Source organism: Paenarthrobacter sp. NPDC091711 (assembly GCF_044756605.1).
Taxonomy (GTDB): Bacteria; Actinomycetota; Actinomycetes; order Actinomycetales; family Micrococcaceae; genus Arthrobacter.
The window spans coordinates 304,012-327,227 of the sequence record NZ_JBIVTF010000005.1 but is presented as its reverse complement, the minus strand read 5'-3'; the positions used below and the strand labels follow the sequence as shown (position 1 = coordinate 327,227).

At 62.6% G+C, this 23,216-nt stretch carries 23 protein-coding genes and 1 tRNA gene; 23 read left to right on the top strand and 1 reads right to left on the bottom strand.

The window, feature by feature from the left end:
- The first annotated feature begins 183 nt into the window (after positions 1-183).
- The 23 genes from ACIQH5_RS11100 (at position 184) to ACIQH5_RS10990 (ending at position 22,772) form a co-directional block, all read left to right on the top strand.
- Entirely contained in the window at positions 184-618 is a 435-nt protein-coding gene (locus ACIQH5_RS11100) for a MarR family winged helix-turn-helix transcriptional regulator (RefSeq protein WP_400403075.1), read from the top strand.
- A 53-nt stretch (positions 619-671) separates the two neighbouring features.
- Positions 672-1,103, top strand: a complete 432-nt coding sequence (locus tag ACIQH5_RS11095; protein ID WP_062066863.1) for an organic hydroperoxide resistance protein — start codon at positions 672-674, stop codon at positions 1,101-1,103.
- The gene (locus tag ACIQH5_RS11090; RefSeq protein WP_400403073.1) at positions 1,100-2,113 is read left to right on the top strand and encodes an NADP-dependent oxidoreductase; all 1,014 of its coding nucleotides are present in this window, start codon (positions 1,100-1,102) and stop codon (positions 2,111-2,113) included. Before ACIQH5_RS11095 ends, ACIQH5_RS11090 begins: the two co-directional genes overlap by 4 nt.
- A gap of 283 nt (positions 2,114-2,396) precedes the next feature.
- A complete protein-coding gene (locus ACIQH5_RS11085) occupies positions 2,397-3,464 on the top strand; it encodes a BMP family protein (RefSeq protein WP_400403093.1) in 1,068 nt (355 codons plus the stop codon).
- A 134-nt stretch (positions 3,465-3,598) separates the two neighbouring features.
- A complete protein-coding gene (locus ACIQH5_RS11080; RefSeq protein ID WP_400403070.1) occupies positions 3,599-5,116 on the top strand; it encodes an ABC transporter ATP-binding protein in 1,518 nt (505 codons plus the stop codon).
- Positions 5,109-6,494 (top strand): ABC transporter permease, encoded by a 1,386-nt coding sequence (locus tag ACIQH5_RS11075; protein WP_400403067.1) that lies wholly within the window; start codon positions 5,109-5,111, stop codon positions 6,492-6,494. Before ACIQH5_RS11080 ends, ACIQH5_RS11075 begins: the two co-directional genes overlap by 8 nt.
- Entirely contained in the window at positions 6,491-7,780 is a 1,290-nt protein-coding gene (locus ACIQH5_RS11070; protein ID WP_062066872.1) for an ABC transporter permease, read from the top strand. Before ACIQH5_RS11075 ends, ACIQH5_RS11070 begins: the two co-directional genes overlap by 4 nt.
- A gap of 2 nt (positions 7,781-7,782) precedes the next feature.
- Entirely contained in the window at positions 7,783-8,187 is a 405-nt protein-coding gene (locus tag ACIQH5_RS11065) for a cytidine deaminase (protein ID WP_400403065.1), read from the top strand.
- Positions 8,184-9,494 (top strand): thymidine phosphorylase, encoded by a 1,311-nt coding sequence (locus ACIQH5_RS11060; protein ID WP_062066877.1) that lies wholly within the window; start codon positions 8,184-8,186, stop codon positions 9,492-9,494. The genes ACIQH5_RS11065 and ACIQH5_RS11060 overlap by 4 nt, the downstream gene beginning before the upstream one ends.
- 88 nt (positions 9,495-9,582) lie before the next feature.
- The gene (locus tag ACIQH5_RS11055; protein ID WP_400403062.1) at positions 9,583-10,233 is read left to right on the top strand and encodes a DedA family protein; all 651 of its coding nucleotides are present in this window, start codon (positions 9,583-9,585) and stop codon (positions 10,231-10,233) included.
- Between the two features lie 192 nt (positions 10,234-10,425).
- On the top strand, positions 10,426-11,103 hold the full coding sequence (locus ACIQH5_RS11050) for a DedA family protein (protein WP_400403091.1): 678 nt from the start codon (positions 10,426-10,428) through the stop codon (positions 11,101-11,103).
- On the top strand, positions 11,100-12,242 hold the full coding sequence (locus ACIQH5_RS11045) for an adenosine deaminase (protein ID WP_400403060.1): 1,143 nt from the start codon (positions 11,100-11,102) through the stop codon (positions 12,240-12,242). The genes ACIQH5_RS11050 and ACIQH5_RS11045 overlap by 4 nt, the downstream gene beginning before the upstream one ends.
- Positions 12,220-12,936, top strand: coding sequence for a MazG nucleotide pyrophosphohydrolase domain-containing protein (locus ACIQH5_RS11040; protein ID WP_400403058.1), 717 nt, complete (start codon positions 12,220-12,222; stop codon positions 12,934-12,936). Before ACIQH5_RS11045 ends, ACIQH5_RS11040 begins: the two co-directional genes overlap by 23 nt.
- A gap of 116 nt (positions 12,937-13,052) precedes the next feature.
- On the top strand, positions 13,053-14,333 hold the full coding sequence (gene eno, locus ACIQH5_RS11035) for a phosphopyruvate hydratase (RefSeq protein WP_231342452.1): 1,281 nt from the start codon (positions 13,053-13,055) through the stop codon (positions 14,331-14,333).
- A gap of 148 nt (positions 14,334-14,481) precedes the next feature.
- Positions 14,482-15,246: a septum formation initiator family protein gene (locus ACIQH5_RS11030; protein WP_400403056.1), complete on the top strand. Its 765-nt coding sequence runs from the start codon at positions 14,482-14,484 to the stop codon at positions 15,244-15,246.
- Between the two features lie 69 nt (positions 15,247-15,315).
- Positions 15,316-15,999: a DUF501 domain-containing protein gene (locus ACIQH5_RS11025; RefSeq protein ID WP_400403054.1), complete on the top strand. Its 684-nt coding sequence runs from the start codon at positions 15,316-15,318 to the stop codon at positions 15,997-15,999.
- Entirely contained in the window at positions 15,996-16,964 is a 969-nt protein-coding gene (locus ACIQH5_RS11020) for an exopolyphosphatase (protein ID WP_400403051.1), read from the top strand. The genes ACIQH5_RS11025 and ACIQH5_RS11020 overlap by 4 nt, the downstream gene beginning before the upstream one ends.
- On the top strand, positions 16,961-18,370 hold the full coding sequence (locus ACIQH5_RS11015) for a S8 family serine peptidase (protein WP_400403049.1): 1,410 nt from the start codon (positions 16,961-16,963) through the stop codon (positions 18,368-18,370). The genes ACIQH5_RS11020 and ACIQH5_RS11015 overlap by 4 nt, the downstream gene beginning before the upstream one ends.
- Positions 18,371-18,408: 38 nt before the next feature.
- Complete coding sequence (locus ACIQH5_RS11010; protein WP_400403047.1) at positions 18,409-19,869, top strand: NAD(P)/FAD-dependent oxidoreductase; 1,461 nt, start codon at positions 18,409-18,411, stop codon at positions 19,867-19,869.
- Positions 19,870-19,973: 104 nt separating this feature from the next.
- Positions 19,974-20,894 carry an N-acetyltransferase gene (locus ACIQH5_RS11005; protein ID WP_400403044.1) on the top strand — a complete coding sequence of 307 codons (921 nt, stop codon included), beginning with the start codon at positions 19,974-19,976 and terminating at the stop codon, positions 20,892-20,894.
- Between the two features lie 21 nt (positions 20,895-20,915).
- A tRNA-Leu gene (locus tag ACIQH5_RS11000) sits at positions 20,916-20,989 on the top strand.
- A 519-nt stretch (positions 20,990-21,508) separates the two neighbouring features.
- The gene (locus ACIQH5_RS10995; protein WP_400403041.1) at positions 21,509-21,919 is read left to right on the top strand and encodes a TIR domain-containing protein; all 411 of its coding nucleotides are present in this window, start codon (positions 21,509-21,511) and stop codon (positions 21,917-21,919) included.
- A 250-nt stretch (positions 21,920-22,169) separates the two neighbouring features.
- Positions 22,170-22,772, top strand: coding sequence for a hypothetical protein (locus ACIQH5_RS10990; RefSeq protein WP_400403038.1), 603 nt, complete (start codon positions 22,170-22,172; stop codon positions 22,770-22,772).
- Positions 22,773-22,822: 50 nt separating this feature from the next.
- On the opposite strand, the gene ACIQH5_RS10985 is transcribed toward ACIQH5_RS10990, so the two are convergent.
- Positions 22,823-23,095, bottom strand: a complete 273-nt coding sequence (locus ACIQH5_RS10985) for a hypothetical protein (protein ID WP_400403035.1) — start codon at positions 23,093-23,095, stop codon at positions 22,823-22,825.
- Between the last annotated feature and the right edge of the window lie 121 nt (positions 23,096-23,216).

Sequence of the window (23,216 nt, the reverse complement as noted above, 5' to 3'; positions counted from 1 at the left end):
ACGAACTCAACGACAGACCCCGCCAACGATTCGACTTCTGCACCCCCAATGAGATGATCAGAACCTTCCTGTTGCGATAACCGCTAGAAACCGCCAGCTCAGAACGACCTCAACTGCTACTTAGTTGGGTGCATGAGGCTAGATGAGTTGTGCACAATTGAATTGTGCACTATCGTTTTAGTCATGAGTGATGCACCCCGCCTCCGCCACCAGGTCTGCTTTGCGCTGTACTCGGCGTCCAAGGCGGCGACGGCGGTCTACCGCCCCGTGCTGGAGGACCTCGGCCTGACGTACCCGCAATACCTGGTGATGCTGGTGCTCTGGGAGCAGGAACCGCGCAGCGTCCGTGAACTCGGTGCGGAACTGGGCTTGGACTCCGGCACCTTGTCGCCCCTGCTCAAGCGCCTTGAGGCCATGGGACTGGTGGAACGCCACCGCTCGGCCGAGGATGAGCGCCGGGTGGACGTGGTCCTGACCGGCGCAGGCACCGCCTTGAGTGCCCGAGCCCAGGCCGTGCCCCAACGCCTCGCTGACGCTGCAGGCCTATCTGCCGAGGAAATCGGGCAGCTGCACGCCACGCTCGGCAAACTCACGGCGGCGCTGAACAGCTCACTCTGACAGACCTCCCGGAAAATCCCGGGATATCCCTTCCCAAAGAGAACGGAAACACCATGAAGACTCTTTACACAGCCGAGGCCTTGGCGTCCGGCGAAGGCCGCGACGGCAACGCCCGCACCAACGACGGCAAGCTGGATGTCGCACTTGCCAGCCCCAAGGAGCTGGGTGGCAACGGCGAAGGCACCAACCCTGAGCAGCTGTTCGCTGCCGGTTACGCCGCCTGCTTCCACTCCGCTCTCCGCCTGGTGGGCCGCAAGGAGCGCGTGGACCTGACCGACTCGGCCGTCGCAGCCAGGATCCACATCGGCGCGCTGACCGACAGTGAGGGCTTCGGCCTCGCTGCTGAACTGGAAATCGCCCTGCCCGCCCTGGACCGTGAAACTGCCGAGCAGCTGATGCACAAAGCGCACCAGGTTTGCCCCTACTCCAACGCAACCCGCGGCAACATGGCCGTAGACCTCAAGCTCGTGGAGTTCGCAGCATGAGCGCCGTCGCCACAGAAACCCGCGAAATCCAGCTCGCCTCCCGCCCCGTGGGCCGTCCGGCTCCGGAGAACTTCCGGCTGGCGGCAGCGCAGCTCCCCGAGCTCGGCGACGGTCAGATTCTGGTCAAGAACCAGTTCATGTCCGTGGACCCCTACATGCGCGGGCGCATGAATGACGTCAAGTCCTACTCGGCTCCGTTCCGCCTGGATGCAGCGCTCGACGGCGGTGCGGTAGGTGAGGTGATCGCGTCCCGTTCGGACGCGCACAAGGTGGGTGACGTCGTCGTGCATCAACTCGGCTGGCGTGAGCATGCGGTAGTGGACGCCGCGGCGACTACGCCGGTCCCGTCCGGGCTGGCCCCGACTTCGGCGTTCCTTGGAGCGCTGGGCATGACCGGCCTGACCGCCTATGCCGGCTTGCTGAAGGTTGCCGAATTCAAGGAAGGCGAGGTGGTGTTCGTCTCCGGCGCTGCAGGTGCGGTGGGCTCGATGGTTGGCCAGATCGCCAAGGCCATGGGCGCGTCCAAGGTCATCGGCAGTGCAGGATCGCCGGAGAAGGTTGCCCGGCTGCTGGAGCTCGGCTTCGATGCCGCCTTCAACTACAACGACGCTCCGGTGCTGGAGCAGCTGCAGGCAGCAGCGGGGGAGCGCGGCATTGACGTGTACTTCGATAACGTCGGCGGCGAGCACCTCGAGGCAGCCCTTGCCACTCTTACCGTTGGCGGGCGCGTAGCCATGTGTGGTGCCATCGCGCAGTACAACTCCACGGAGCCCCCGGTGGCGCCGCGGAACCTGGCAGTGGCGATCGGCAAGCAGCTGACCCTGCGCGGATTCCTGGTGGGCCGGCAGCGACAGCACGCCGCTGAATTCGCTCAGAAGATGGCCGGCTGGCTGGCCGACGGGTCCGTCAGCTACGACGAAACAATCGTGGATGGCTTGGAGAATGCGCCGAAAGCGTTCATGGACCTCCTGGATGGCGCGAACACGGGAAAGATGCTGGTTCGCCTCTAATCCACAGGTGAGTCGCTTGTGACTTGCACACCTGGCTACTGCTTGGTAACAAAAGGTCAACAATCTGACCTGGAGTGATCATTTGTGGTAGCTGGGTGTGTTCCAGGCCACTAGTGTGGTTTCATCAATGCGCTTCGGCGCAGCTGCGAGCATCAGTGAAAACAGAATTTCTGCCTCAGGTTTAGGAAACGGACACTCATTGACCATCCGTCGTAGCGCCAATCACTTTCTTCCTGGAGGAAAATTGAAGAAACCACTGCGTGCCACCCTGAAGCGCGGTTCAATGGCCGGTGTTGCCACTCTCGGTGCGGCAGCGCTCCTGCTGACCAGTTGTGGACAGGCTCCCGACGCTGGTTCCGGCACGGCCACCAAGAGCGATTTCCTTGGATGCATCGTTTCGGACTCCGGCGGATTCGATGACCAGTCCTTCAACCAATCGTCGTTCGAGGGCCTCAAGAAGGCTGAAACGGAACTTGGAATCCAGGTCAGGTCGGCTGAATCGAAGGCCAACAGCGACTTCGAGACCAACCTCAACGGGATGATCTCCGCTGGCTGCAACCTGACGGTTACTGTCGGCTTCCTCCTGGGTGACGCCACCAAGGCTGCCGCCGAGAAGAACACGGACAAGCACTTCGCGATCGTCGACTACACCTACGAAGCTCCGATCGCCAACGTCAAGCCGATTGTCTACGACACGGCGCAGGCCGCCTTCCTGGCAGGTTACACAGCTGCCGCCACCACCAAGACCGGCAAGGTGGGCACCTTCGGTGGTATCAAGATCCCCACGGTCACCATCTTCATGGATGGCTTCTACGATGGCGTCCAGGCGTACAACAAGGCCAAGGACAAGTCCGTCCAGGTTGTTGGTTGGGACAAGAACACCAAGGACGGCTCGTTCACGGGCGACTTCGAGAAGCAGGACACCGGCAAGCAGGTCACCATCAACCTTCTGGACCAGGGCGCGGACATCATCATGCCCGTAGCCGGACCGGTTGGTAAGGGTGCCGGCGCTGCACTGAAGGAAGCCAAGGCGGCCGGCAAGGACGTCAAGTTGATCTGGGTTGACTCCGACGGGTACCTCACCGCTCCCGAGTACAAGGACCTCATGCTCACCTCCGTGGTGAAGCAGATGGGCGAGGCCGTTGAAGCCGTAGTGAAGGACGATAAGGACGGCAAGTTCAACAACGAGGCCTACGTCGGCACGCTGGAGAACGACGGCGTTGCCATCGCTCCGTTCCATGATCTTGACTCCGCAGTCTCGGCCGAGACCAAGTCCGAACTCGATGCCCTGAAGGCGGACATTGTGTCCGGCAAGCTGGTTGTCGAGTCCGAATCGAGCCCCAAGAAGTAAGCAATTCCCGGACGCGCCGCCAGTACCGAGCCCCGGTACTGGCGGCGCGTTTTTGCCCTGACTACGCTGGGCCTCAAAGCCAGTGGCTTTGGAGCAGTACAGCCGTCCCTCGGACTCACAGAACGGTGGGAGTTGTGAAACTCGAATTGAAGGGGATCTCGAAAGCCTTCGGGACCTTCTACGCCAACCAAGACATCGACCTCGTGGTCGAATCCGGCCAAATCCATTGCCTCCTCGGCGAAAATGGTGCCGGCAAATCAACCCTCATGAACGTGCTGTACGGGCTGTATGAGCCCACAGCAGGCCAAATCCTGGTAGACGACCAGCTGGTCAATTTCCGCGGACCCGGTGACGCCATGGCGGCCGGCATCGGCATGGTGCACCAGCACTTCATGCTCGTCCCCGTCTTCACCGTGGCCGAAAACGTGGCCCTCGGTGCTGAACCCACCATGTTCGGCGGAGTCCTCAGCATCGAAGAAACCCGGAAGAAGATCCGGGAGATTTCAGACAAGTACGGCTTCGACGTCGATCCTGACGCGCTGGTGGAGGATCTCCCCGTGGGCGTCCAACAGCGTGTGGAGATCATCAAAGCGTTGGTGCGTGAAGCCAAAGTCCTCATTCTGGACGAGCCCACGGCCGTGCTGACGCCGCAGGAAACCGACGAGCTACTGGACATCATGCGGCAGCTCAAAGCCGGCGGAACCTCCATCGTTTTCATTTCGCACAAGCTGCGTGAAGTTAAAGCTGTGTCCGACGTCATCACCGTCATCCGCCGCGGCAAAGTAGTGGGGGATGCTCCACCCACGGCATCAGCCACTGAACTGGCCTCCATGATGGTGGGCCGGCCCGTGAGCCTGAGCCTGAACAAGGCCCCCGCGCAGCGTAAGGAAACCACGTTCATGGTGGAGAACCTGACAGTGCGTGCAGCCAACGGCACCAACGTGGTGGACGGGATCAGCTTCGACATCGCACAAGGCGAGATTCTGGCCGTCGCGGGTGTCCAAGGCAACGGCCAAACGGAACTCACCGAAGCCATCCTGGGCATTCAGGACCACGTCACTGGTTCGGTGACGTTGGACGGGAAGCAACTGCTGGGCTTGCCCGTGAAGGACGTCCTGCGTTCGGGCGTTGGTTTTGTTCCGGAAGACCGAACAGTGGATGGGCTGGTTGGTCCCTTCTCCGTGGCTGAGAACCTGGTGCTGGACCTGTACGACCAAGCGCCGTTTGCCAGCGGGATCAGCATGAAGCCGGCCAAGGTTGCCGAGCATGCCAAAGCCAAGATTGAAGAGTTTGATATCCGTACGCCGTCCGCGGGCTCGGCTGCCGGGACACTGTCCGGAGGCAACCAGCAGAAAGTGGTCATGGCCCGGGAGCTGTCCCGTCCGCTGCGGTTGTTCATCGCCAGCCAGCCGACCCGTGGCGTGGACGTTGGTTCCATCGAGTTCCTGCACAAGCGCATCGTTGCCGAGCGCGACGTCGGAACCCCGGTCATGATCGTTTCCACCGAACTTGATGAGGTCATTGAGCTCGCAGACAGGATTGCCGTCCTGTACAAGGGCAAGCTCGTGGGGATCGTCCCTGCTGGAACACCCCGCGACACCCTCGGCTTGATGATGGCCGGCGTCGGCCCTGAAGGAGGCTCCGATGACTGAGAACAATCAGTCCAAGAACGAGCAAACACCCGCCCAGCCCGCTGAAGACCAGCCCGCTGAAGAACTGCCCGCTGAGGACCTGTCCACGGCGGACCTCCGTGCGGCGGATGTCTCACTCGATACCGCAGGCGGCATGCTGGAGCCCTCCATTGTGCCGGTGTCTTCCCAAAGCGGAGGCTCAGGACCGCAGTCGAGCAGCCTCGTCCGCCGGATTGTGATGGGCAACGGCTTTGTCTCTGTCCTGGCCGTCATTGTTGCCCTCTTCCTGGGTGGCCTGCTGATCGCCAGCACGGACGCCCAGGTTGCCAAAACCGCAGGCTATCTCTTTGCCCGGCCCACGGACTTCCTGAGTGCGTTGTGGGCAGCCATGACCGAGAGCTATGTTGCGCTTTTCCAGGGGTCAATCTTCAACCCGCGGCAGGGACTGCAGCCACTGCTGGAGACCATGACGGTGGCGACACCCCTTATCTGCGCCGGGTTGGGTGTTGCACTGGCATTCCGCGCCGGCCTGTTCAACATCGGCGCCCAGGGCCAGATCATCATCAGCGCCACGCTCGCCGCCTACGTGGGGTTCGCCTGGCATCTGCCATTCGGCTTGCACCTCCTGGTGGTCATCATCATGGGCGTCCTGGGCGGTGCTTTCTGGGGTGCCATTGTGGGCATCCTCAAAGCACGCACCGGCGCGCATGAGGTCATTGTGACCATCATGCTGAACTATGTGGCCTTGTTCCTGCTGGACTTCCTGCTGAACACTGCGGCGTTCCGGCGTCCGGGGGACAGCAGCCCCATTTCGCCTCGCCTCGACGAATCGGCAACGTTCCCCGTCCTCATCCCCGGATCCCGGCTCCACGTGGGATTCCTTGTGGCGATTGCACTGACGTACGGCGTGTGGTGGCTGTTGAACCGCTCCACCATCGGCTTTGAGTTCCGCGCCGTTGGTGCCAATCCCGTCGCGGCACGGACCGCGGGTGTCAAGGTATCCCGCGCCACCATCCTGGTGATGGCCATGGCCGGTGCCCTTGCCGCGTTTGGTGGTATTGCTCAGGTGGCCGGTACGGAGAAGGTACTGACCGGCGGCGTCGCGGCCCAGATCGGCTTCGATGCCATCACTGTTGCCCTGCTGGGACGCAGTACACCGTGGGGGACGTTCTTTGCGGGCCTGCTGTTCGGAGCTTTCCGTGCAGGTGCAGTTCAGATGCAGATCCAGACGGGAACGCCTATCGACATCGTGCTGGTGGTGCAGTCCCTGATCGTCCTTTTCATCGCAGCACCGCCGCTCATCAAGTCGATCTTCCGGCTTGAGCCCAAGAAGAAGAACAAGACACCAAAAGCGGCTCCCAAGGCTGCCCTGGTCAACGCCTCCGGAGGTGCCAAATGAGCGCGACAACCACCGCTCCAAAGCCGGGTTCAACGGCCCTGCCGGCGTTCCGGCCTTCCATGAAAGTGCCGCTCTCGCTCGGAATCCTGGCGCTCGTGGCCTTGGTCTTCTTCGGCTTCCTTGGCCCGGACCAGACGGCCGAGATGAAGATCAGCGATGCCGGAGACGCCGTTGCCGTCCCTGCACTGATGATTCCGGGGCAGGTGGGCGGTGTGGTTTTCGGCATTCTGCTCCTGGCCATGGCCGCTTATTCCATTTATCTCTGGACGCAGGGTGAGCGGTCACCCAAGTGGCTGCCTATCGCCTTCGCCGTGGTGTTCGTGTTTGCCTTGCTGGTGTGGATCGTCGCAGGTGCCCGCCAACCTTCCATCTCGCTGGCCGGCCTCGTTGCCGGTTCGGTAACGCTGGCGGTGCCTTTGGTTTTCGGTTCCCTCTCAGGCGTGCTCTGTGAGCGGGTGGGCGTGGTGAACATCGCCATTGAAGGCCAACTCCTTGGCGGTGCTTTCACGGCTGCACTGGTAGCCACCATGACGGGCAGCCCTTATATCGGCTTGATCGCGGCGGCCGCTGCCGGTGCCGCGGTGTCCATGGTCCTCGCGGTCTTCAGCATCAAGTACCTGGTCAACCAGATCATTGTGGGCGTTGTCCTCAACGTGCTGGTGTCCGGTATCACGGGCTTCCTGTACGGCACGTTGATGGTTCCCAACAAGGAGCAGTTCAACACCCCGGGACGCCTCGACATCCTGCCCATCCCGCTTCTTTCGGACATCCCCATCATTGGCCCGATCCTGTTCGAGCAGTCCATTGCCGGCTACCTCATGTACATTGCCGTGGCCGTGGTGTGGTTCGGTTTGTTCAAGACCCGCTGGGGCCTGCGCGTCCGCGCCGTCGGTGAGCACCCGCAGGCTGCTGACACCCTGGGTATCAACGTCAACGCCACCCGCTTCTGGAATGTCACCTTGGGAGGTGCCATTGCGGGCATCGGTGGTGCCGTGTTCACCCTGGTGACCATCGACACGTTCACCAAGGACATTTCCGGTGGCCGAGGCTTCATTGCCTTGGCGGCTTTGATCTTTGGCCGTTGGAATCCCATTGGGGCCTTCCTGGCTTCACTGCTGTTCGGCTTCGCGTACAACCTGCAATCGATCATTGGCATTATCGGTACCCCGGTCCCGAGCCAGTTCATGGCCATGCTGCCGTACTTGGTGACCATCTTCGCCGTCGCCGGTTTGGTGGGTAAGTCGCGGCCACCGGCCGCAAGCGGCATACCGTACGTGAAGGGTTGACCATGCCGGCGAATGACGTCGATTGGCAGGCTCTGGAAGAGGCGGCAAAGAAGGCCATGCAGAATGCGTACGCGCCGTACTCGAAGTTCCCGGTGGGGGCTGCTGCCCTCACCGAGGACGGCCGGATTGTGAGCGGCTGCAACGTGGAGAACGCCAGCTACGGGCTGACCCTCTGCGCCGAATGCGCGCTGGTTGGCCAGCTTCACATGACGGGCGGCGGCAGGATCGCAGCGTTCTATTGTGTGGATGGCCAAGGCAACATCCTCATGCCGTGCGGGCGGTGCCGTCAGTTGCTCTATGAATTCAGGGCACCCGGAATGCAGCTCATGACAACTCAGGGAATCAAATCCATGGACCAGGTACTGCCTGACGCCTTTGGTCCCGAACATCTGGAGGAAACCACGTGACCAGCACCGAAGCGTTCGACGCCGTCCAGATCATTTCCATCAAGCGGGACAAGGGCACGCTCACTCCAGAGCAGATCGACTGGACCATTGATGCCTACACCCGTGGCGTGATCGCCGAGGAACAGATGGCCGCACTGAACATGGCCATACTGCTCAACGGCATGGACCGTGGTGAGATTTCGCGGTGGACTTCCGCCATGATCGCCTCGGGCGAGCGGATGGACTTTTCGTCCCTGACAACGCCCGACGGCGGCCGGAAGGCTACCAGCGACAAACACTCCACCGGTGGGGTGGGGGATAAGATCACGCTGCCGCTGGCCCCCCTGGTGGCCGTGTTCGGCGTCGCGGTTCCGCAGCTCTCAGGCCGCGGACTGGGCCACACGGGCGGCACCCTGGACAAGCTTGAGGCGATTCCGGGATGGCGCGCCAATCTGAGCAACGACGAAATCATGGCTCAACTGCAGGACGTGGGTGCGGTGATTTGTGCGGCAGGCTCGGGGCTGGCGCCTGCGGACAAGAAGCTCTATGCCTTGCGTGATGTCACCGGAACTGTTGAAGCCATCCCGCTGATTGCTTCCTCGATCATGAGCAAGAAGATCGCTGAAGGAACGGGCTCCTTGGTGCTGGACGTGAAGGTAGGCTCCGGCGCTTTCATGAAGGATGAAGCACGGGCCCGCGAGCTTGCCGAAACCATGGTGGCTCTGGGCAAGGACGCCGGTGTGCACACCGTCGCCTTGATCACGGATATGTCCACGCCCTTGGGATTGACGGCCGGAAATGCGATCGAAGTTGAGGAGTCCGTGGAGGTCCTTGCGGGAGGCGGTCCGGAAGACGTCGTCGAGTTGACCGTCCGCCTGGCCGAGGAGATGCTGGCCGGTGCCGGTATCCACGACGCCGATCCTGCGGCAGCCCTGAGGGACGGCCGTGCGATGGACGTCTGGAACCGGATGATCGAAGCACAGGGTGGAGACCCGCGTGCTGCGCTTCCGGTGGCAAAGGAGTCCGAGGTTCTCTACGCTCCGGCAGACGGTGTCCTGGTGGAGCTTGATGCGCTTTCGGTTGGTGTTGCCGCCTGGCGCCTCGGAGCCGGCCGTGCCCGCAAGGAGGACCAGGTTCAAGCCGGGGCAGGCGTCCGCATGCACGCCAAGCCCGGAGCATTGGTCCGGGCAGGGGAGCCGCTCATGACGCTCCTGACGGACACCCCGGAGAAGTTTGAACGGGCCAAGGAAGCGCTCCAGAATGCCGTGGTGATCGCGCCTGAGGGTTCACGCCCGGCGCATCAGCTCATCATCGACCGCATCGCCTAGGCTTAAGTGTTCCGGGCCGTTCGCCAAGGATGGCCCGGGACACCAGTCATCCGGCGCCTGTGGGGGAGCCGGCTACCGTAAGGAAACCGTGCAGGGCATCAACGATTTCATCCTTGCCGCAGCGGAGCAGCCATGGGTGTTGTTCCTGGTATTGGCCTGCTGCGTGATAGATGGCTTCTTCCCGCCCATCCCCAGCGAATCCGTGGTGGTGGGCCTGAGTGCTGTTTCAGGAAGCAGTGGTGCGCCCAACGTGTGGCTGCTGGGCTTGATGGCGGCCCTGGGGGCATTCTCCGGGGACAACATCGCGTATATCATCGGCCGACGCATCGGCATCCAGCGCTGGCGTTGGATGCGCACGCAGCGGATGCAGGGCGCCTTCCGTTGGGCCGGCAAGGAACTTCGACGGCGTTCGGCCTCGCTGATCATGGTGGCCCGCTTCATTCCCATTGGCAGGGTGGCCGTCAACCTGACAGCCGGCGCCACGCACTTCCACCACCGGCGCTTCGTTGCCCTCACCGCCATGTCGGCCGTCCTGTGGGCCACGTATTCGGTGATCCTTGGCTATTTCTTTGGTGTCTGGTTTGAGGACAACCACCTCCTGGGCGCCGTCATAGCGATCGTGGTAGCTGTGATCCTTGGAGTCATCATTGATCGGATCATCAGCAAGGTCCGGGGATCCGTGCCCTTGGACGGCAAGAACATCCCTGAGGAAGACGCCCCGACTCCACCCACGGTATGACGCTTCCGGCCCCGGAAGATCAGCCCGGCGGTTGACGACGGCACCTTATCAGCACCTATAGCGTTAAGCGTGTGATCCCTTGGCTGGGACGTAGCGAACGACGTCCCGGCCGTGGGACACTAGAGCGACTTCGGTCACATCGTCAAGTCATATTCGTCTAGGAGCTACCGTCGCGTGGAGTTTTTGAACCAAATGCTCGAGCATGCAGCCGGGCAGCCCTGGATATACCCGGTACTCCTGGTCTTCTTCTTCATTGACGGATTTGCCACCATCCTTCCCAGCGAAACAGCCATTGTTGGCCTCTCGGCGCTGTCCCTTCACAGCGGAGAACCCAACCTCTGGATTCTGGGAGCCACCGCACTGGTGGGCGCCATGGCCGGGGACAATATGGCCTACATGCTGGGCCGAAAGATCGGCCTCACCCGCTGGAAGTGGATGCGCAGGCCCAAGGTCCAGAAGATGTTTGCCTGGGCGCAGTATGAGCTGGACAAGCGCGGCGCGGTCCTTATTTTTACGGCCCGGTACATTCCTTGGGGCCGCGTAGCCGTTAACTACGTGGCTGGACAAACGGGGTTCCGCCACCGGACCTTCTTCTGGTTGGACGCTTTCGCGTGCATCACCTGGGTTGGATACTCCATCGGTATTGGCTTGCTCGCTGGCCAGTGGGTGCACCACAACCCGCTCCTGGGCGTCGGAATTGCCGTGGCGTTCGCGGTGGTTCTTGGCATCGTGGTGGACCATGCCCTTCGCTGGTGGCATAAGTACCTTGAAAAGAAGGACCTGGCCCGCGAAGAGGCTGCAGCCAAGGAAGTGCCCGCAGCCAAGGAAGTACCCGCAGCTGAGCCGTCGGACGCTAGTCTTGGTACGTGACTGAGCCCATTCTTGACGCTGCCCCTGCCCTTGACTTCGATTTGAAGAGCCTGCCCAAGGTTTCCCTCCACGACCACCTGGACGGAGGACTCCGCCCGGCCACCATTATCGAGCTGGCCGAGGCCGCCGGCCACACACTGCCCTCCACCGATCCTGTGGCGCTGGGCGAATGGTTCCGCGAATCCGCCGACTCCGGTTCGCTGGTCCGCTACCTCGAAACGTTCGACCATACCGTCGCCGTCATGCAGACCAAGGAAGGCCTGTTCCGGGTCGCCAAGGAATTCGTGGAAGACCTGGCCGAGGACGGCGTCGTCTACGGCGAAGTCCGCTGGGCTCCCGAACAGCACCTGCAGCAGGGCCTGACCCTGGACGAAGTTGTTGAAGCAGTCCAGACGGGCCTTGAAGCCGGCATGGAGTCCGCTGAAGAACGTGGCCAGCAGATCCAGGTGGGGCAGCTCATCACTGCCATGCGGCACGCCGACCGCGGTCAGGAAATCGCCGAGCTCGCCGTCCGCCACCGCGCCAACGGCGCCGTTGGCTTCGATATCGCCGGGGCCGAAGACGGCTTCCTGCCGTCCCGATTCAAGGACGCCTTCACCTACTTGGCCGAGAATAACTTCCCGGCGACGGTCCACGCCGGTGAAGCCGCCGGCCTGGAGAGCATCCAGTCCGCTTTGGTGGATGGGCGCGCCCTGCGCCTGGGCCACGGCGTGCGCATCGCCGAGGACATCTCGGTGGAGTTCGAGGACAACTCGGACGACGACGGCGAGGACACCATCGGCATGGTGACCATCGGCAGCGTGGCGGCTTGGGTCCGCGACCGTGGAATCGCCCTGGAAATCTGCCCGTCGTCCAACCTCCAGACCGGTGCAATTTCCGGCTTTGGCGACGGCATCGAAAGCCACCCGGTGGACATGCTCTTCCAACTCGGCTTCAACGTCACCATCAACACAGACAACCGCCTCATGAGTGGTGTCACCCTCACGGATGAGTTCGAGCTCCTGGTGGAAACCTTTGACTACGACCTCGATGATCTGCTGGAACTGACGCTCAACGCCGCAGAGGCAGCCTTCCTGCCGCTGGACGAGCGCGAAGCCTTGGTTGAGTACATCAACGATGCCTACGCCAACCTCGGCTAACTCTCCGCTGGACCAGCTGCTGGGGACCATCGCGGCGCTGCGTGAGCACTGCCCCTGGATGGGTGCGCTGACGCACGAGTCGCTGGTGGAATACCTGATCGAGGAAGCCTACGAAGTAGTGGACTCGATCGAGGCCGGCGCAGTTGACGATGAACTCCGCGGCGAGCTGGGCGATGTGCTGCTTCAAGTAGTGCTTCACGCCCGGCTCGCCGAGGAGCGCGGCAGCTTTGATTTCGCTGCCGTAGCCCGGGGCATCAACGCCAAGATGATCCGACGCAACCAGCACGTCTTCAAGGCGGACGGTTCCCTGCAGGAGAGTTTCCCGGCCAGCGTCGAGGAAATCATCATCAAATGGGACGCTGCCAAACGCGCGGAGAAGCCGGAGCGCTCGGATCCCTTTGAAGGCATTGCGCCGCACCTTCCTGCGTTGGCAGCGGCACAGAAGTCCTTGGACAGGGCAGCCCGCGCAGGGCTGGACGTCAATGCGGGGTTGAACGTCGAAGCTGGGTTGAACGTTGACGCCCAAGGTGCGCTGGCCGCCGTCGGACTTGCTGCCGTCCCGGCCTCGGAAGAGGCGCTTGGTGAGCTGTTGCTCGCCGTCGTCGCCGGTGCCCGGGAGCAAGGACTCGACGCCGAACGGGCCCTCCGTGCCGCGGTTCGATCGTTTCAGAACACCCAGGCCCGGCCTTCATGACGTGAACTGTTGGAAGCCGTGCCGTAACCTAAGCCACTCTGGACTACGCTAGTAGCGACGAGGACGTTGAGAATTTCCCTCCTCATTCCTGTAATTTGCCCATAAGGAGCACATCCATGGCGCTTATCGATGCCATCCACGCACGCGAGATCCTTGATTCCCGCGGAAACCCGACCGTAGAAGTTGAGGTCCTGCTCTCCGACGGCCAGATCGGCCGCGCAGCAGTTCCTTCCGGTGCCTCCACCGGCGAACACGAGGCCGTTGAGCTCCGCGACGGCGACAAGGGCCGTTACCTCGGCAAGGGTGTCCAGAAGGCTGTTGACGCCGTCATCGACGAGATCTCCCCGGCCCTGATTGGTTTCGACGCCACTGACCAGCGCAGCATCGACCAGGCCATGATTGACCTGGACGGCACGCCCAACAAGGGCAAGCTCGGCGCCAACGCCATCCTGGGTGTTTCCCTGGCCGTTGCCAACGCTGCCGCAGCTTCTGCTGACCTGCCGCTGTACAAGTACCTGGGCGGCCCGAACGCCCACGTCCTGCCCGTTCCCCTGATGAACATCCTCAACGGCGGCTCGCACGCCGACTCCGATGTTGACATCCAGGAATTCATGATCGCCCCGATCGGTGCCGAGACCTTCTCCGAAGGCCTGCGCTGGGGCGTTGAGGTTTACCACAACCTCAAGGCTGTCCTCCAGGAAAAGGGCCTCTCCACCGGCCTCGGTGACGAAGGTGGCTTCGCCCCCAACCTGCCGTCCAACCGCGCTGCACTGGACCTGATCCAGGAAGCCATCAAGAACGCCGGCTACACCCCGGGCACGGACATCGCCCTTGCGCTGGACGTTGCATCGTCGGAGTTCTACAAGGACGGTGCTTACCAGTTCGAAGGCAAAGCACTTTCCGCTACCGAGATGAGCGCTTACTACGCTGAGCTCGTTGCCGACTACCCGCTGGTTTCCATCGAGGACCCGCTGGACGAGAACGACTGGGAAGGCTGGAAGACCCTCACCGACACCATCGGTGACAAGGTACAACTGGTGGGCGATGACCTCTTCGTCACCAACCCGGTCCGCCTGCAGCAGGGCATTGACGCCGCTACGGCCAACTCCCTGCTGGTCAAGGTCAACCAGATCGGTTCCCTGACCGAGACGCTGGACGCCGTTTCCCTGGCCCAGCGCTCCGGTTACACCACCATCACCTCGCACCGCTCCGGCGAAACCGAGGACACCACCATTGCTGACATCGCGGTTGCCACCAACGCGGGCCAGATCAAGACCGGTGCCCCGGCTCGCTCCGAGCGCGTTGCCAAGTACAACCAGCTGCTGCGCATCGAAGAAGAACTCGACGACGCCGCACGCTACGCCGGCCGCAGCGCATTCCCGCGTTTCAAGGGCTAGCCTTCAGCGAAAACAGCTAACCGGTGGCTATGGTGGAAAGACCATGGCCGCCGGTTCTGTTTAAGTCCGGTTCTGTTTAACGCGGGCCAGGTCAGAAACAGCAAGCGCAGCAAACCGCCAGGCAAGCACCGGGCATTACAGGAGTGTCATGGCCACCCGTCGTCCAAAGGTACCCAGGGCCGACGCCCTTGGCAGCCAGCCCAGTGGCAGCCGTCCCTCCAGTGGCAGCCGCCCGCCCGGTGGTTCCGGTGAGGGCGCAAGTTCCCAGGGCGCTGCCGGCAAGGGATCCGACGGTGCTGAGGTCATCAAGGCCGAGTTCGGCGGCGAGCGTGCAACGTCAAAGACGTCGACGACGGTTGGCGGCAAAGCGGCGGCCACCAGTAAATCTTCAACTGGCGGCAAGAATGCGGCAGGCAGGAAACCTGCGGGGATTTCCTACAAAGTCGCGGACACTAAGTCACCGGACAAGGGCCAGGTTTCCGGAAAACCAGGCACTTCCAAGGATGACCGCGACCTCGACCCCGTACCGGCAAAAGCGTTCTCCGGCAGGATGCTCGCACTGGCTGTGGTGATGATTGCCATCACTATTCTGCTGGCCCCCACCGTGAAGATCTTCCTGGAGAAACGCGCCGAGATTTCGGCGCTGGAAGCAGAAATTGCCGGGAGGAAAGCCGAGCAAACAGAGCTGAACAAGCAGATTTCCCGGTGGCAGGATCCCAACTACGTGAAACAGCAGGCCCGGGACCGCATTAACATGGTTATGCCGGGTGAAACAGGTTACTGGGTGTTTGGGGGAGAAGAAGCCGCCGGCACACCAGGTGGCCGCACCGGCTCCGGATCGTCGGCCAACCCGGAAAATCTGCCCTGGGTGGATGCTCTCTGGGAGTCAATCAGACGATCGGCAACTGACTAGACGCGGTGCCCGCCGCCGTCGTGTCCGCATGGGACGTGACAAAAAGGGGCAGGAAGGTTGGCAGCGCAAGTGGTAGAGAACACGGCAGCCGTGCCGCAGGAAACCCGCCAGCCGTCAGCACACGATCTTGAGGTCCTGAGCCGCCAGTTGGGACGGCCGGTCCGGGACGTTGTGGAGATCCCGGCGAGGTGCGTCTGCGGGAACCCCTTGGTTGCGGCTACGGCTCCCAGGCTCAGCAACGGAACGCCTTTCCCCACAACGTTCTACCTGACCCATCCCGTCATCACTTCCGCAGTGTCGCGGCTTGAAGCGGGCGGGCTGATGAATGAGATGAATGAGCGGCTGACCGCCGATCAGGAGTTGGCAGGCGCCTACCAGGGCGCCCATGAAGCCTACCTGCAGGCCCGTAACGACATCGCTGGCCGCTCCGGCACCGGCGCGGTGCCGGAGATTGACGGCATTTCTGCCGGCGGAATGCCCACCCGCGTGAAGTGCCTCCATGTCTTGGTGGGTCACTCGTTGGCTGCCGGGCCGGGAGTCAATCCGCTGGGGGATGAAGCCCTGGCCGCCATCACCGAGTGGTGGACCAAGGACCGCTGCTATTGCGACGGCGCCTGGGACACTGCCGGCGAGGCTCCTTCCCGGGACTTGAGCCGCCACGGCCCGCAAGGACTGCCGGACATCGTGGGCCGGCCCGCGCCGGTTCGGAAGTCGAAGATCGAGTCCGAAAACGATCAGGAGGGCACCGCGTGAGCCGGGTAGCCGCGATTGACTGCGGAACCAACTCCATCCGCCTCCTCATCGCCGACGCCTCACTTGAGGCCTCAGCCCAGGGGGCAACGGGTCCTCTGACCGACGTCGTGCGGGAAATGCGCGTGGTGAGGCTTGGGCAGGGTGTTGACGCAACGGGTGAACTGGCCCCTGAAGCCTTGGAACGGACGTTCGCTGCGGCGCGAGACTACGCGGAACTGATCAAGGTGCACGGCGCAGGGCCTGTCCGCTTCGTGGCCACGTCGGCCACCCGCGATGCCCGGAACCGCCAAGTCTTCGTGGACGGCATCAGGGAAGTGCTAGGCGTGCAGCCCGAGGTGATTTCCGGCGACGAGGAAGCTGCCCTGTCCTTCGCCGGAGCAAGCAGTGTCCTGCCGGCGGAGGGAAACAACCCGATTCTGGTGGTGGACCTTGGCGGCGGCAGCACCGAATTCGTCCTGGGCGACTCCCATGGCGTTATTGCGGCACGCTCCGTTGACATTGGCTGCGTCAGGCTCACTGAACGTCACCTTCGCAACGATCCGCCTAGTGCTGCTCAAATCACCGCTGCAGAGGCCGACGTCGACGCCGCGCTTGATCTCGCCGCGCTGACGGTGCCACTGGACCGCGCCACGGCTGTGGTGGGCGTTGCCGGTTCCATCACCACCATCACCGCGCACGCGCTGGGCCTGAGTGAATACCAACCCAACCGCATCCACGGCGCTTCGCTGGACCTGGAAACCATCACCGATGCGTGCACCAGCCTGCTGGAAATGACGCGCGATGAACGGGCAGCCCTTCCGTACATGCACCCGGGACGCGTGGACGTCATCGGAGCGGGAGCTTTGGTATGGCGCCGCATCCTGGGCCGTTTGGCTGCTGTCAGCAACGGGACCATCCGCGCAGCCGTCTCCAGCGAACACGACATCCTGGACGGCATCGCCCTGAGCATCCGGGACGGCCAATGACATTGCGGCACCGACGCACCCTCTCCGCCGCGCTTGCCGCCATCCTGGCAGGCGGGACGCTGGCAGGTGCGCTGTTGTCGGCTCCGGCCGCGAACGCGGATGCTTGGCGGGACAAGGAGTACTGGCTCAAGGAGTCGGGAGTCACCAACGCCTGGCAGGTGTCCAAGGGCGCTGGAGTCAAGGTCGCGATTATTGATAGCGGTGTTGACGGAAGCCACCCTGACCTTAAGGGAGCGGTGGTGGGAGGGACGGATGTTTCTGGCGCCGGAGCCCCCAACGGGCAAAAGAGCATTGGCGCCAAGACCGAGCACGGCACGCTGGTGGCCACCATGCTGGCCGGGCGCGGCCACACCACGCCCACTCCGCCTCCGTCAGCGTCGCCGTCCTCGTCTACATCAGCGGCTCCAACGCCGCCACCGCCACCAAGCACTCCGCCTGCCGGGGGACCGGACGGAATCACGGGTGTCGCACCCGAAGCGGAGATCCTTGCCGTCTCAACCTGGCTCGGCTCGCCCAACCCGGCTGGAAAAACCGACCAGGAACAGATACCGGAGGCCGTGCGCTGGGCGGTTGATAACGGCGCCAAGGTCATCAACATTTCACTCGGAAGCACGTCGCCCGATTGGCCGCAGAGTTGGGACGCAGCGTTCCTTTACGCGGAGCAAAAGGATGTAGTGATCGTTGCCGCCGCGGGAAACCGGGTGGGTGGCAACATCCAGGTTGGAGCCCCCGCAACCATCCCCGGCGTGCTCACGGTAGCCGGGCTCGACGGCGAGGGGCGCGCCAGCGTCGATTCTTCATCCCAGGGCATCAGCATCGGAGTGGCAGCCCCGGCGGAGAACCTGGTGGGCGGCATCCCTGGAGGCTCTTATGCCGAATGGGCAGGAACGTCCGGAGCAGCGCCCATCGTTTCGGGCGTGGCCGCACTCATCCGTTCCAAGTGGCCGGAGATGAGCGCCACCCAGGTCATCAACAGGATTGTCAGCACCGCCAAGGATGCTGGCGCTCCGGGCAAAGACCCGATTTATGGTTACGGCATCCTCAACGCTGAGGCGGCGTTGAAGAACGATGTTCCTGTCACCAGCACCAACCCGTTGGGTTCCATCGGGGACTGGATCCGCGTTCACCGCCGCGGTGTCTTCAGCGAGCCTGAGCCGGCGCCGGTGGCAAGTCCTACCAGCGCCGCCCCCACGCTTGCTGATCCGACCGTCCCTGTTGCGAAGACGCCGGCTACCGTTGACGACGCCCTTCCAGCCGCCGTCGTACTCGGCTTTGGCGCCCTGTTCGTTGCCTTGGTAGCGGGTGCGGCCATTCAGCTGCGAAGGGTTTCAAAGAACCCGCCCGCGGTGCCCGAAGAGCCCGAAACCGGAGCCCTTGTGAAGGTGGATCCTCCCGCCCGGAAGTAGTTAGTGAAGATTTTCACAAAGTACGGTACTCTGGAGTTATGGCAACCACCCCTGAGCTCATTGACCGTCCCCGGGTTCTCGTCGTCGGCGGCGGCTACGTCGGCCTCTACGTAGCCCTCAAATTGCAGAAGAAGATCGCGAATGCAGGTGGCATCGTCACCGTCGTGGATCCACTGCCGTACATGACTTACCAGCCCTTCCTTCCGGAAGTTGCCGGCGGCAACATCGAGGCACGCCACGCCGTCGTCTCCCACCGTCAGCACCTCAAGCAGACTGAGCTCATCCAGGGCCGCGTCACCAGCATCGACCACGCAAACCGCACTGCGGTGATCGCTCCGTCCGATGGCGGCGAGAACTTCGAGATCCCGTACTTCGACGTCGTGATCGCAGCTGGCGCCATCACCCGTACCTTCCCCATCAAGGGCCTCGCGGACAAGGGCATTGGCCTGAAGACCATCGAGGAAGCCGTTGCACTGCGCAACAAGGTCCTGGAGCGCATCGAATCCGCTTCCACCATGACTGACCCCGCAGAACGCGCCAAGGCACTGACCTTCGTTGTTGTCGGTGGCGGTTTTGCCGGCATCGAATGCCTCACCGAAATGGAAGACCTCGCCCGTGCAGCTGTGCGGAACAACCCGCGCATCCGCCAGGAAGAAGTCCGCTTCATCCTGGTGGAAGCCATGGGCCGCATCATGCCCGAGGTCACCGCTTCGCAGGCAGAGTGGGTTGTGGAGCACCTCCGCAGCCGCGGCATCGAAGTACTCCTGAACACTTCCCTGGACAGCGCCGAGGGCAACCTCAAGCTGATCAACCTCCCGGACAAGACCCCCGCCGGTGAAGTTGAAGCTGACACCTTGGTATGGGCTGCCGGCGTGCAGGCCAACCCGATGATCCGCTCCACGGACTTCCCGCTGGAACCGCGTGGCCGCGTTCGCGTCCTCCCGGACCTCCGCATCGCCGGCGACGAAGGCATTGTGGAGAACGCCTGGGCAGCCGGCGACATCGCCGCTGTTCCGGACCTCACGGGCAAGGGCCTGCCGGACGGCACCTGCGTCCCCAACGCCCAGCACGCACTGCGTCAGGCCAAGAAGCTCGCCAAGAACCTCTGGGCCTCCCGCTGGGACAAGCCGCTGCACGACTACAAGCACAAGAACCTCGGTGCTGTTGCCGGCTTCGGCGAGTGGAAGGGTGTTGCCAACATCAACCTGCTCGGCCGCATCGGCCTCAAGGGCGGCCTCGCCTGGCTGGCACACCGTGGCTACCACGGCATGGCCATGCCCACGGTGGAGCGCAAGTTCCGTGTGGTCTTCGGATGGATCCTGGCCTTCTTCGCTGGTCGCGACACCACGCAGCTGATGGACCTGGACAACCCGCGCGGTGCCTTCGTGGCTGCGGCTACTCCGGCTCCCAAGCCCGCTGCTGCTCCGGCTCCAGCTCCGGTGGAAGCCAAGCCGGCTGCTGAGGACGTCAAGACTCCGGTTACTGCTGACGCCAAGTAGTTCACGTTCGACGGCGGCCGTCCCCTTGAGGGGGTGGCCGCCGTCGGCGTTTAACCGTCTGCGTTTTAAGGAGTGCGCTCCACTGCTGCCCCTAGACTGTCCTCATGTCCGGTGAAACCGATCTGAAAACCCTTTTGGAGTCCCTCCATCCCGTAGCCCGCGACGGCGACTATGTGTATGCCCTGTGGCCGCACGGCCGGCCGCTGGAGGGTGGCATCGAAGCGGCCGTTCGGGAGGCTGAAGGCCTGACGGTTGTCCTTCACCGCGATGAAGCAGACTCCTTGGGCCTGAGCTACGACTTTGTGGCTACCTGGATCACGTTGCAGGTCCATTCCGCCTTGGAGGCCGTGGGCTTCACCGCAGCCGTCAGCGCTGCACTGACGCACGCGGGAATCAGTTGCAACGTCCTTGCCGGTTTCCATCACGATCACCTCCTGGTGCCAATGGCAGACGCCGGCAGGGCCATGGATGTGCTGCGGCTTCTGGCGCGCGGCGTGGTCCTGCGCTCCGAACGGCCCGAGGACCGGGAAGAGATCCTGGAGCTCACGGCCCGGGCGTTCTCCATCTCACCGGTGACCGGCGAGCCGGTTGAGGGCACGCCGATTGAAGTTGGATTGCTGCGGGAGCTCTTTGAGTGCAGCGAGTACCTTCCGGAGTTCAGCATCGTTGCCGAGATCGGGGGCGACATTGTGGGTCATGCCATCAGTACCCGCGGCTGGGTGGGGGAGTTGGAGCTCATTGCCTTGGGGCCCATCGGCGTTCTTCCACCGTTCCAGCGCCGCGGCGTCGGTTCCGCCCTCATGCGTGAAACCGCCGCCCGCGCCACTGCGGCGGGTGAACCCGGGATCGCTTTGCTCGGCAGCCCTCTCTATTACCCTCGTTTCGGGTACGTGCCGGCCACCTCATTGGGGGTCCAGCCCCCTGAAGCGGCCTGGGGCGAACACTTCCAGCTACTCACCCTGCCGGAATGGCCCGACGACGTCCGTGGCACCTTCCGCTACGCCGGTCCCTTCAACCGGCTCTAGCTGGGATACCATGGTCCGGGCGCCCCAGTAGCCCAATTGGCAGAGGCAGCGGACTTAAAATCCGCGTGTTGTGGGTTCGAGTCCCACCTGGGGCACAGACGAAAAGACCTCCGAATCGTTTGAGACTAGAGGGATTCGGAGGTCTTTCTCTTGCTACCCGAGAAGCTACCTCTTTGGAGCTTGATGGCCTGTTTGGTGGCCTAAGTGCTCGATGCCTGAAGCCAAAGGTCTGTACTTCCGTCAGGCCAATGAGTCTCCCATACCTCGCCCCGTCGATTAGGGCGGCGGCCGGTTCATCGACGGTAACTCTCCGCTCTAAAGAATGTAGGCCCCCGCTCTCCTCAGAGAGACTGGGGGACTCCATTGTCGTAGGTAAGGCCGGGTACAGGCCCGGCGGTAGTATTCGTAGCTAGCACCTACGAGAGTCTGAGGTTGAAGTTGGAGAGAAGAGAGAAGTTCGAGCGCGTGTTCTTCCCGGAGAGCGTCATTCGGGAGGCCGTCGAGGTAATGCTCAAGAACGTTCCCGGCGAAGTAATCTGGAGATCTCACGTTGATATTTGGGAACGGCTCGAAGATGGCAGGCCCTATAACCACTAAAGGTTCCGCCGGTCAAGGTGTTCATCGGCCACGGCCGGTCGCACGATTGGCGCACGCTAAAAGATGCCCTCCACGAACACCATGGGTTTGAAGTTGAAACTTTCGAGACTAAGCCTCGCGCCGGCTACACAATCCCCGAGGTCATTGATGGGATGGCGCGCACCAACACACTGGCCATCATCATTCTCACAGCGGAGGATGAGCAGGCTGACGGTTCGGTCAGGGCCCGCGAAAACGTGGTACACGAAGTGGGCTTCTTCCAAGGCCGCCTGGGCCTCAAGCGGGCAATCCTCGTCATGGAGGATGGTGTTAGCGAATTTTCCAACATCCACGGCATAGTTCATCTGCCCTACAAGAACATCCGTGAGGTTGTCGGAGAGGTCCTGGGCATCATCCGACGTGAGTTCCCCCATGCAATCGGGCGCTAACTGGGGTGCCGAGTCGCGAAGCTGGCGAGAACCCTTACCAGGAGGGTTGCTTTAGCCCCTGCGGATTGAGAGCAGCTTGCAGTCCTCGGGGACGAGAACGCGAGCGGCAGCCAGCGCCTCCTCGTAGATAGGGCCGAAGGCGCTAACGAGCCCCCTGCTCGCCGTTGGCGTTTCGTAGCTTAGCTTTACTTCCACGCCCTCATCATAGGATGACCCCACCCGCATCACTCAAAACCCTGGGGGAGTCACCATGGAACAGAAGCAGCGTCCGCTCACGGCAGTACTCGGCGAACCTGGACAACGAGACGTGCAAGGATTCGGCGGCGGCAGCGTGGCTACCACACGGCCGATCACTATTACGGACGCGGAGGGCAAGGTCGTCTATGAGAAGCGGACTGCTGACACCCCGAAGGCGGCTGACAACCACGTCAAGTATGCGGGCTACCGCAGGACGAGCGAGTGGGCCGACGGCACCGCCACTGTGGAACGCATCCCCGCCGCGGCCAAGTACAAGAAGGCGGCAATCATCTTGATTGTTCTCGCGCTGGTCATCGTCGGCATCAGCTCGTTTGTTGCCCGCTCCTACGCCAAGGCTCCGGACGCTGCCCGGGATGCCTGCCATGAGTCCATTCAGGACAAGCTCCCGTCCGGTTCAACCCCCAGCTTCAAGTCAACGTCCGTCGATAAGGCTTCGAACGATCCACGGAATGGAGGCTATCCTTACTGGGTCAACGGCGAGATGCGCGCGCTGGACGTTGATGGCGTGGAGCATGACAGCACGTATAAGTGCACGATCATTGTGGACAGCAGTGGAGGTGTCCACCAAGTCACGTCCGGGTGGGACTGGAAGTAGCTGTATTGCCCGCAGCCTAGGGTCCCGCCAAGCATTGCCATGGCGGGGACCTACTTACCGAGTTTGCCGGTGAGCCGCTTGCTCTCCCAGCGCCTGATCTGGTGGACCGCTCGCCGGTCGTAACCGATAGACATCATGGCTTTCATCACCTGGTCAATCGACAATCCCTCTTTTGCGCAGTCCGCCAAGAGTTTAGGCATTAGTTCTTCAGTTTGCCCGTTCCGGTCCCATCCGTTGTTGCCGAGGAAGTCAAGGAAGTCCAGCAGTTCGAGCTGCCCTTTCGTGAACCCTATCCACTCGAAGTTTGACGGTTTCCTGGCCATGCGTACTCCTTACGTTGCGAAGTCTCAGACTAGCCCCGGTGAAGTGCTCGCTATCGCGTTTCCGGTTTTCCCGTGCGTAACGGTTCCCCGCATTCCTTGTATAGGTGCTGCGGGGGTCTGT

Excerpts from the sequence above, each read along its gene's own strand:
- ACIQH5_RS11100 (WP_400403075.1), top strand. The coding sequence starts at position 184 with ATGAGTGATGCACCCCGCCTCCGCCACCAGGTCTGCTTTGCGCTGTAC.
- ACIQH5_RS11095 (WP_062066863.1), top strand. The coding sequence starts at position 672 with ATGAAGACTCTTTACACAGCCGAGGCCTTGGCGTCCGGCGAAGGCCGC.
- ACIQH5_RS11010 (WP_400403047.1), top strand. The coding sequence starts at position 18,409 with ATGGCAACCACCCCTGAGCTCATTGACCGTCCCCGGGTTCTCGTCGTC.
- ACIQH5_RS11085 (WP_400403093.1), top strand. The coding sequence starts at position 2,397 with ATGGCCGGTGTTGCCACTCTCGGTGCGGCAGCGCTCCTGCTGACCAGT.
- ACIQH5_RS11040 (WP_400403058.1), top strand. The coding sequence starts at position 12,220 with ATGCCTACGCCAACCTCGGCTAACTCTCCGCTGGACCAGCTGCTGGGG.
- ACIQH5_RS10990 (WP_400403038.1), top strand. The coding sequence starts at position 22,170 with ATGGAACAGAAGCAGCGTCCGCTCACGGCAGTACTCGGCGAACCTGGA.
- ACIQH5_RS11050 (WP_400403091.1), top strand. The coding sequence starts at position 10,426 with ATGCTCGAGCATGCAGCCGGGCAGCCCTGGATATACCCGGTACTCCTG.
- eno (WP_231342452.1), top strand. The coding sequence starts at position 13,053 with ATGGCGCTTATCGATGCCATCCACGCACGCGAGATCCTTGATTCCCGC.
- ACIQH5_RS11070 (WP_062066872.1), top strand. The coding sequence starts at position 6,491 with ATGAGCGCGACAACCACCGCTCCAAAGCCGGGTTCAACGGCCCTGCCG.
- ACIQH5_RS11090 (WP_400403073.1), top strand. The coding sequence starts at position 1,100 with ATGAGCGCCGTCGCCACAGAAACCCGCGAAATCCAGCTCGCCTCCCGC.
- ACIQH5_RS11030 (WP_400403056.1), top strand. The coding sequence starts at position 14,482 with ATGGCCACCCGTCGTCCAAAGGTACCCAGGGCCGACGCCCTTGGCAGC.
- ACIQH5_RS10985 (WP_400403035.1), bottom strand. The coding sequence starts at position 23,095 with ATGGCCAGGAAACCGTCAAACTTCGAGTGGATAGGGTTCACGAAAGGG.
- ACIQH5_RS11005 (WP_400403044.1), top strand. The coding sequence starts at position 19,974 with ATGTCCGGTGAAACCGATCTGAAAACCCTTTTGGAGTCCCTCCATCCC.
- ACIQH5_RS11065 (WP_400403065.1), top strand. The coding sequence starts at position 7,783 with ATGCCGGCGAATGACGTCGATTGGCAGGCTCTGGAAGAGGCGGCAAAG.
- ACIQH5_RS11075 (WP_400403067.1), top strand. The coding sequence starts at position 5,109 with ATGACTGAGAACAATCAGTCCAAGAACGAGCAAACACCCGCCCAGCCC.
- ACIQH5_RS11015 (WP_400403049.1), top strand. The coding sequence starts at position 16,961 with ATGACATTGCGGCACCGACGCACCCTCTCCGCCGCGCTTGCCGCCATC.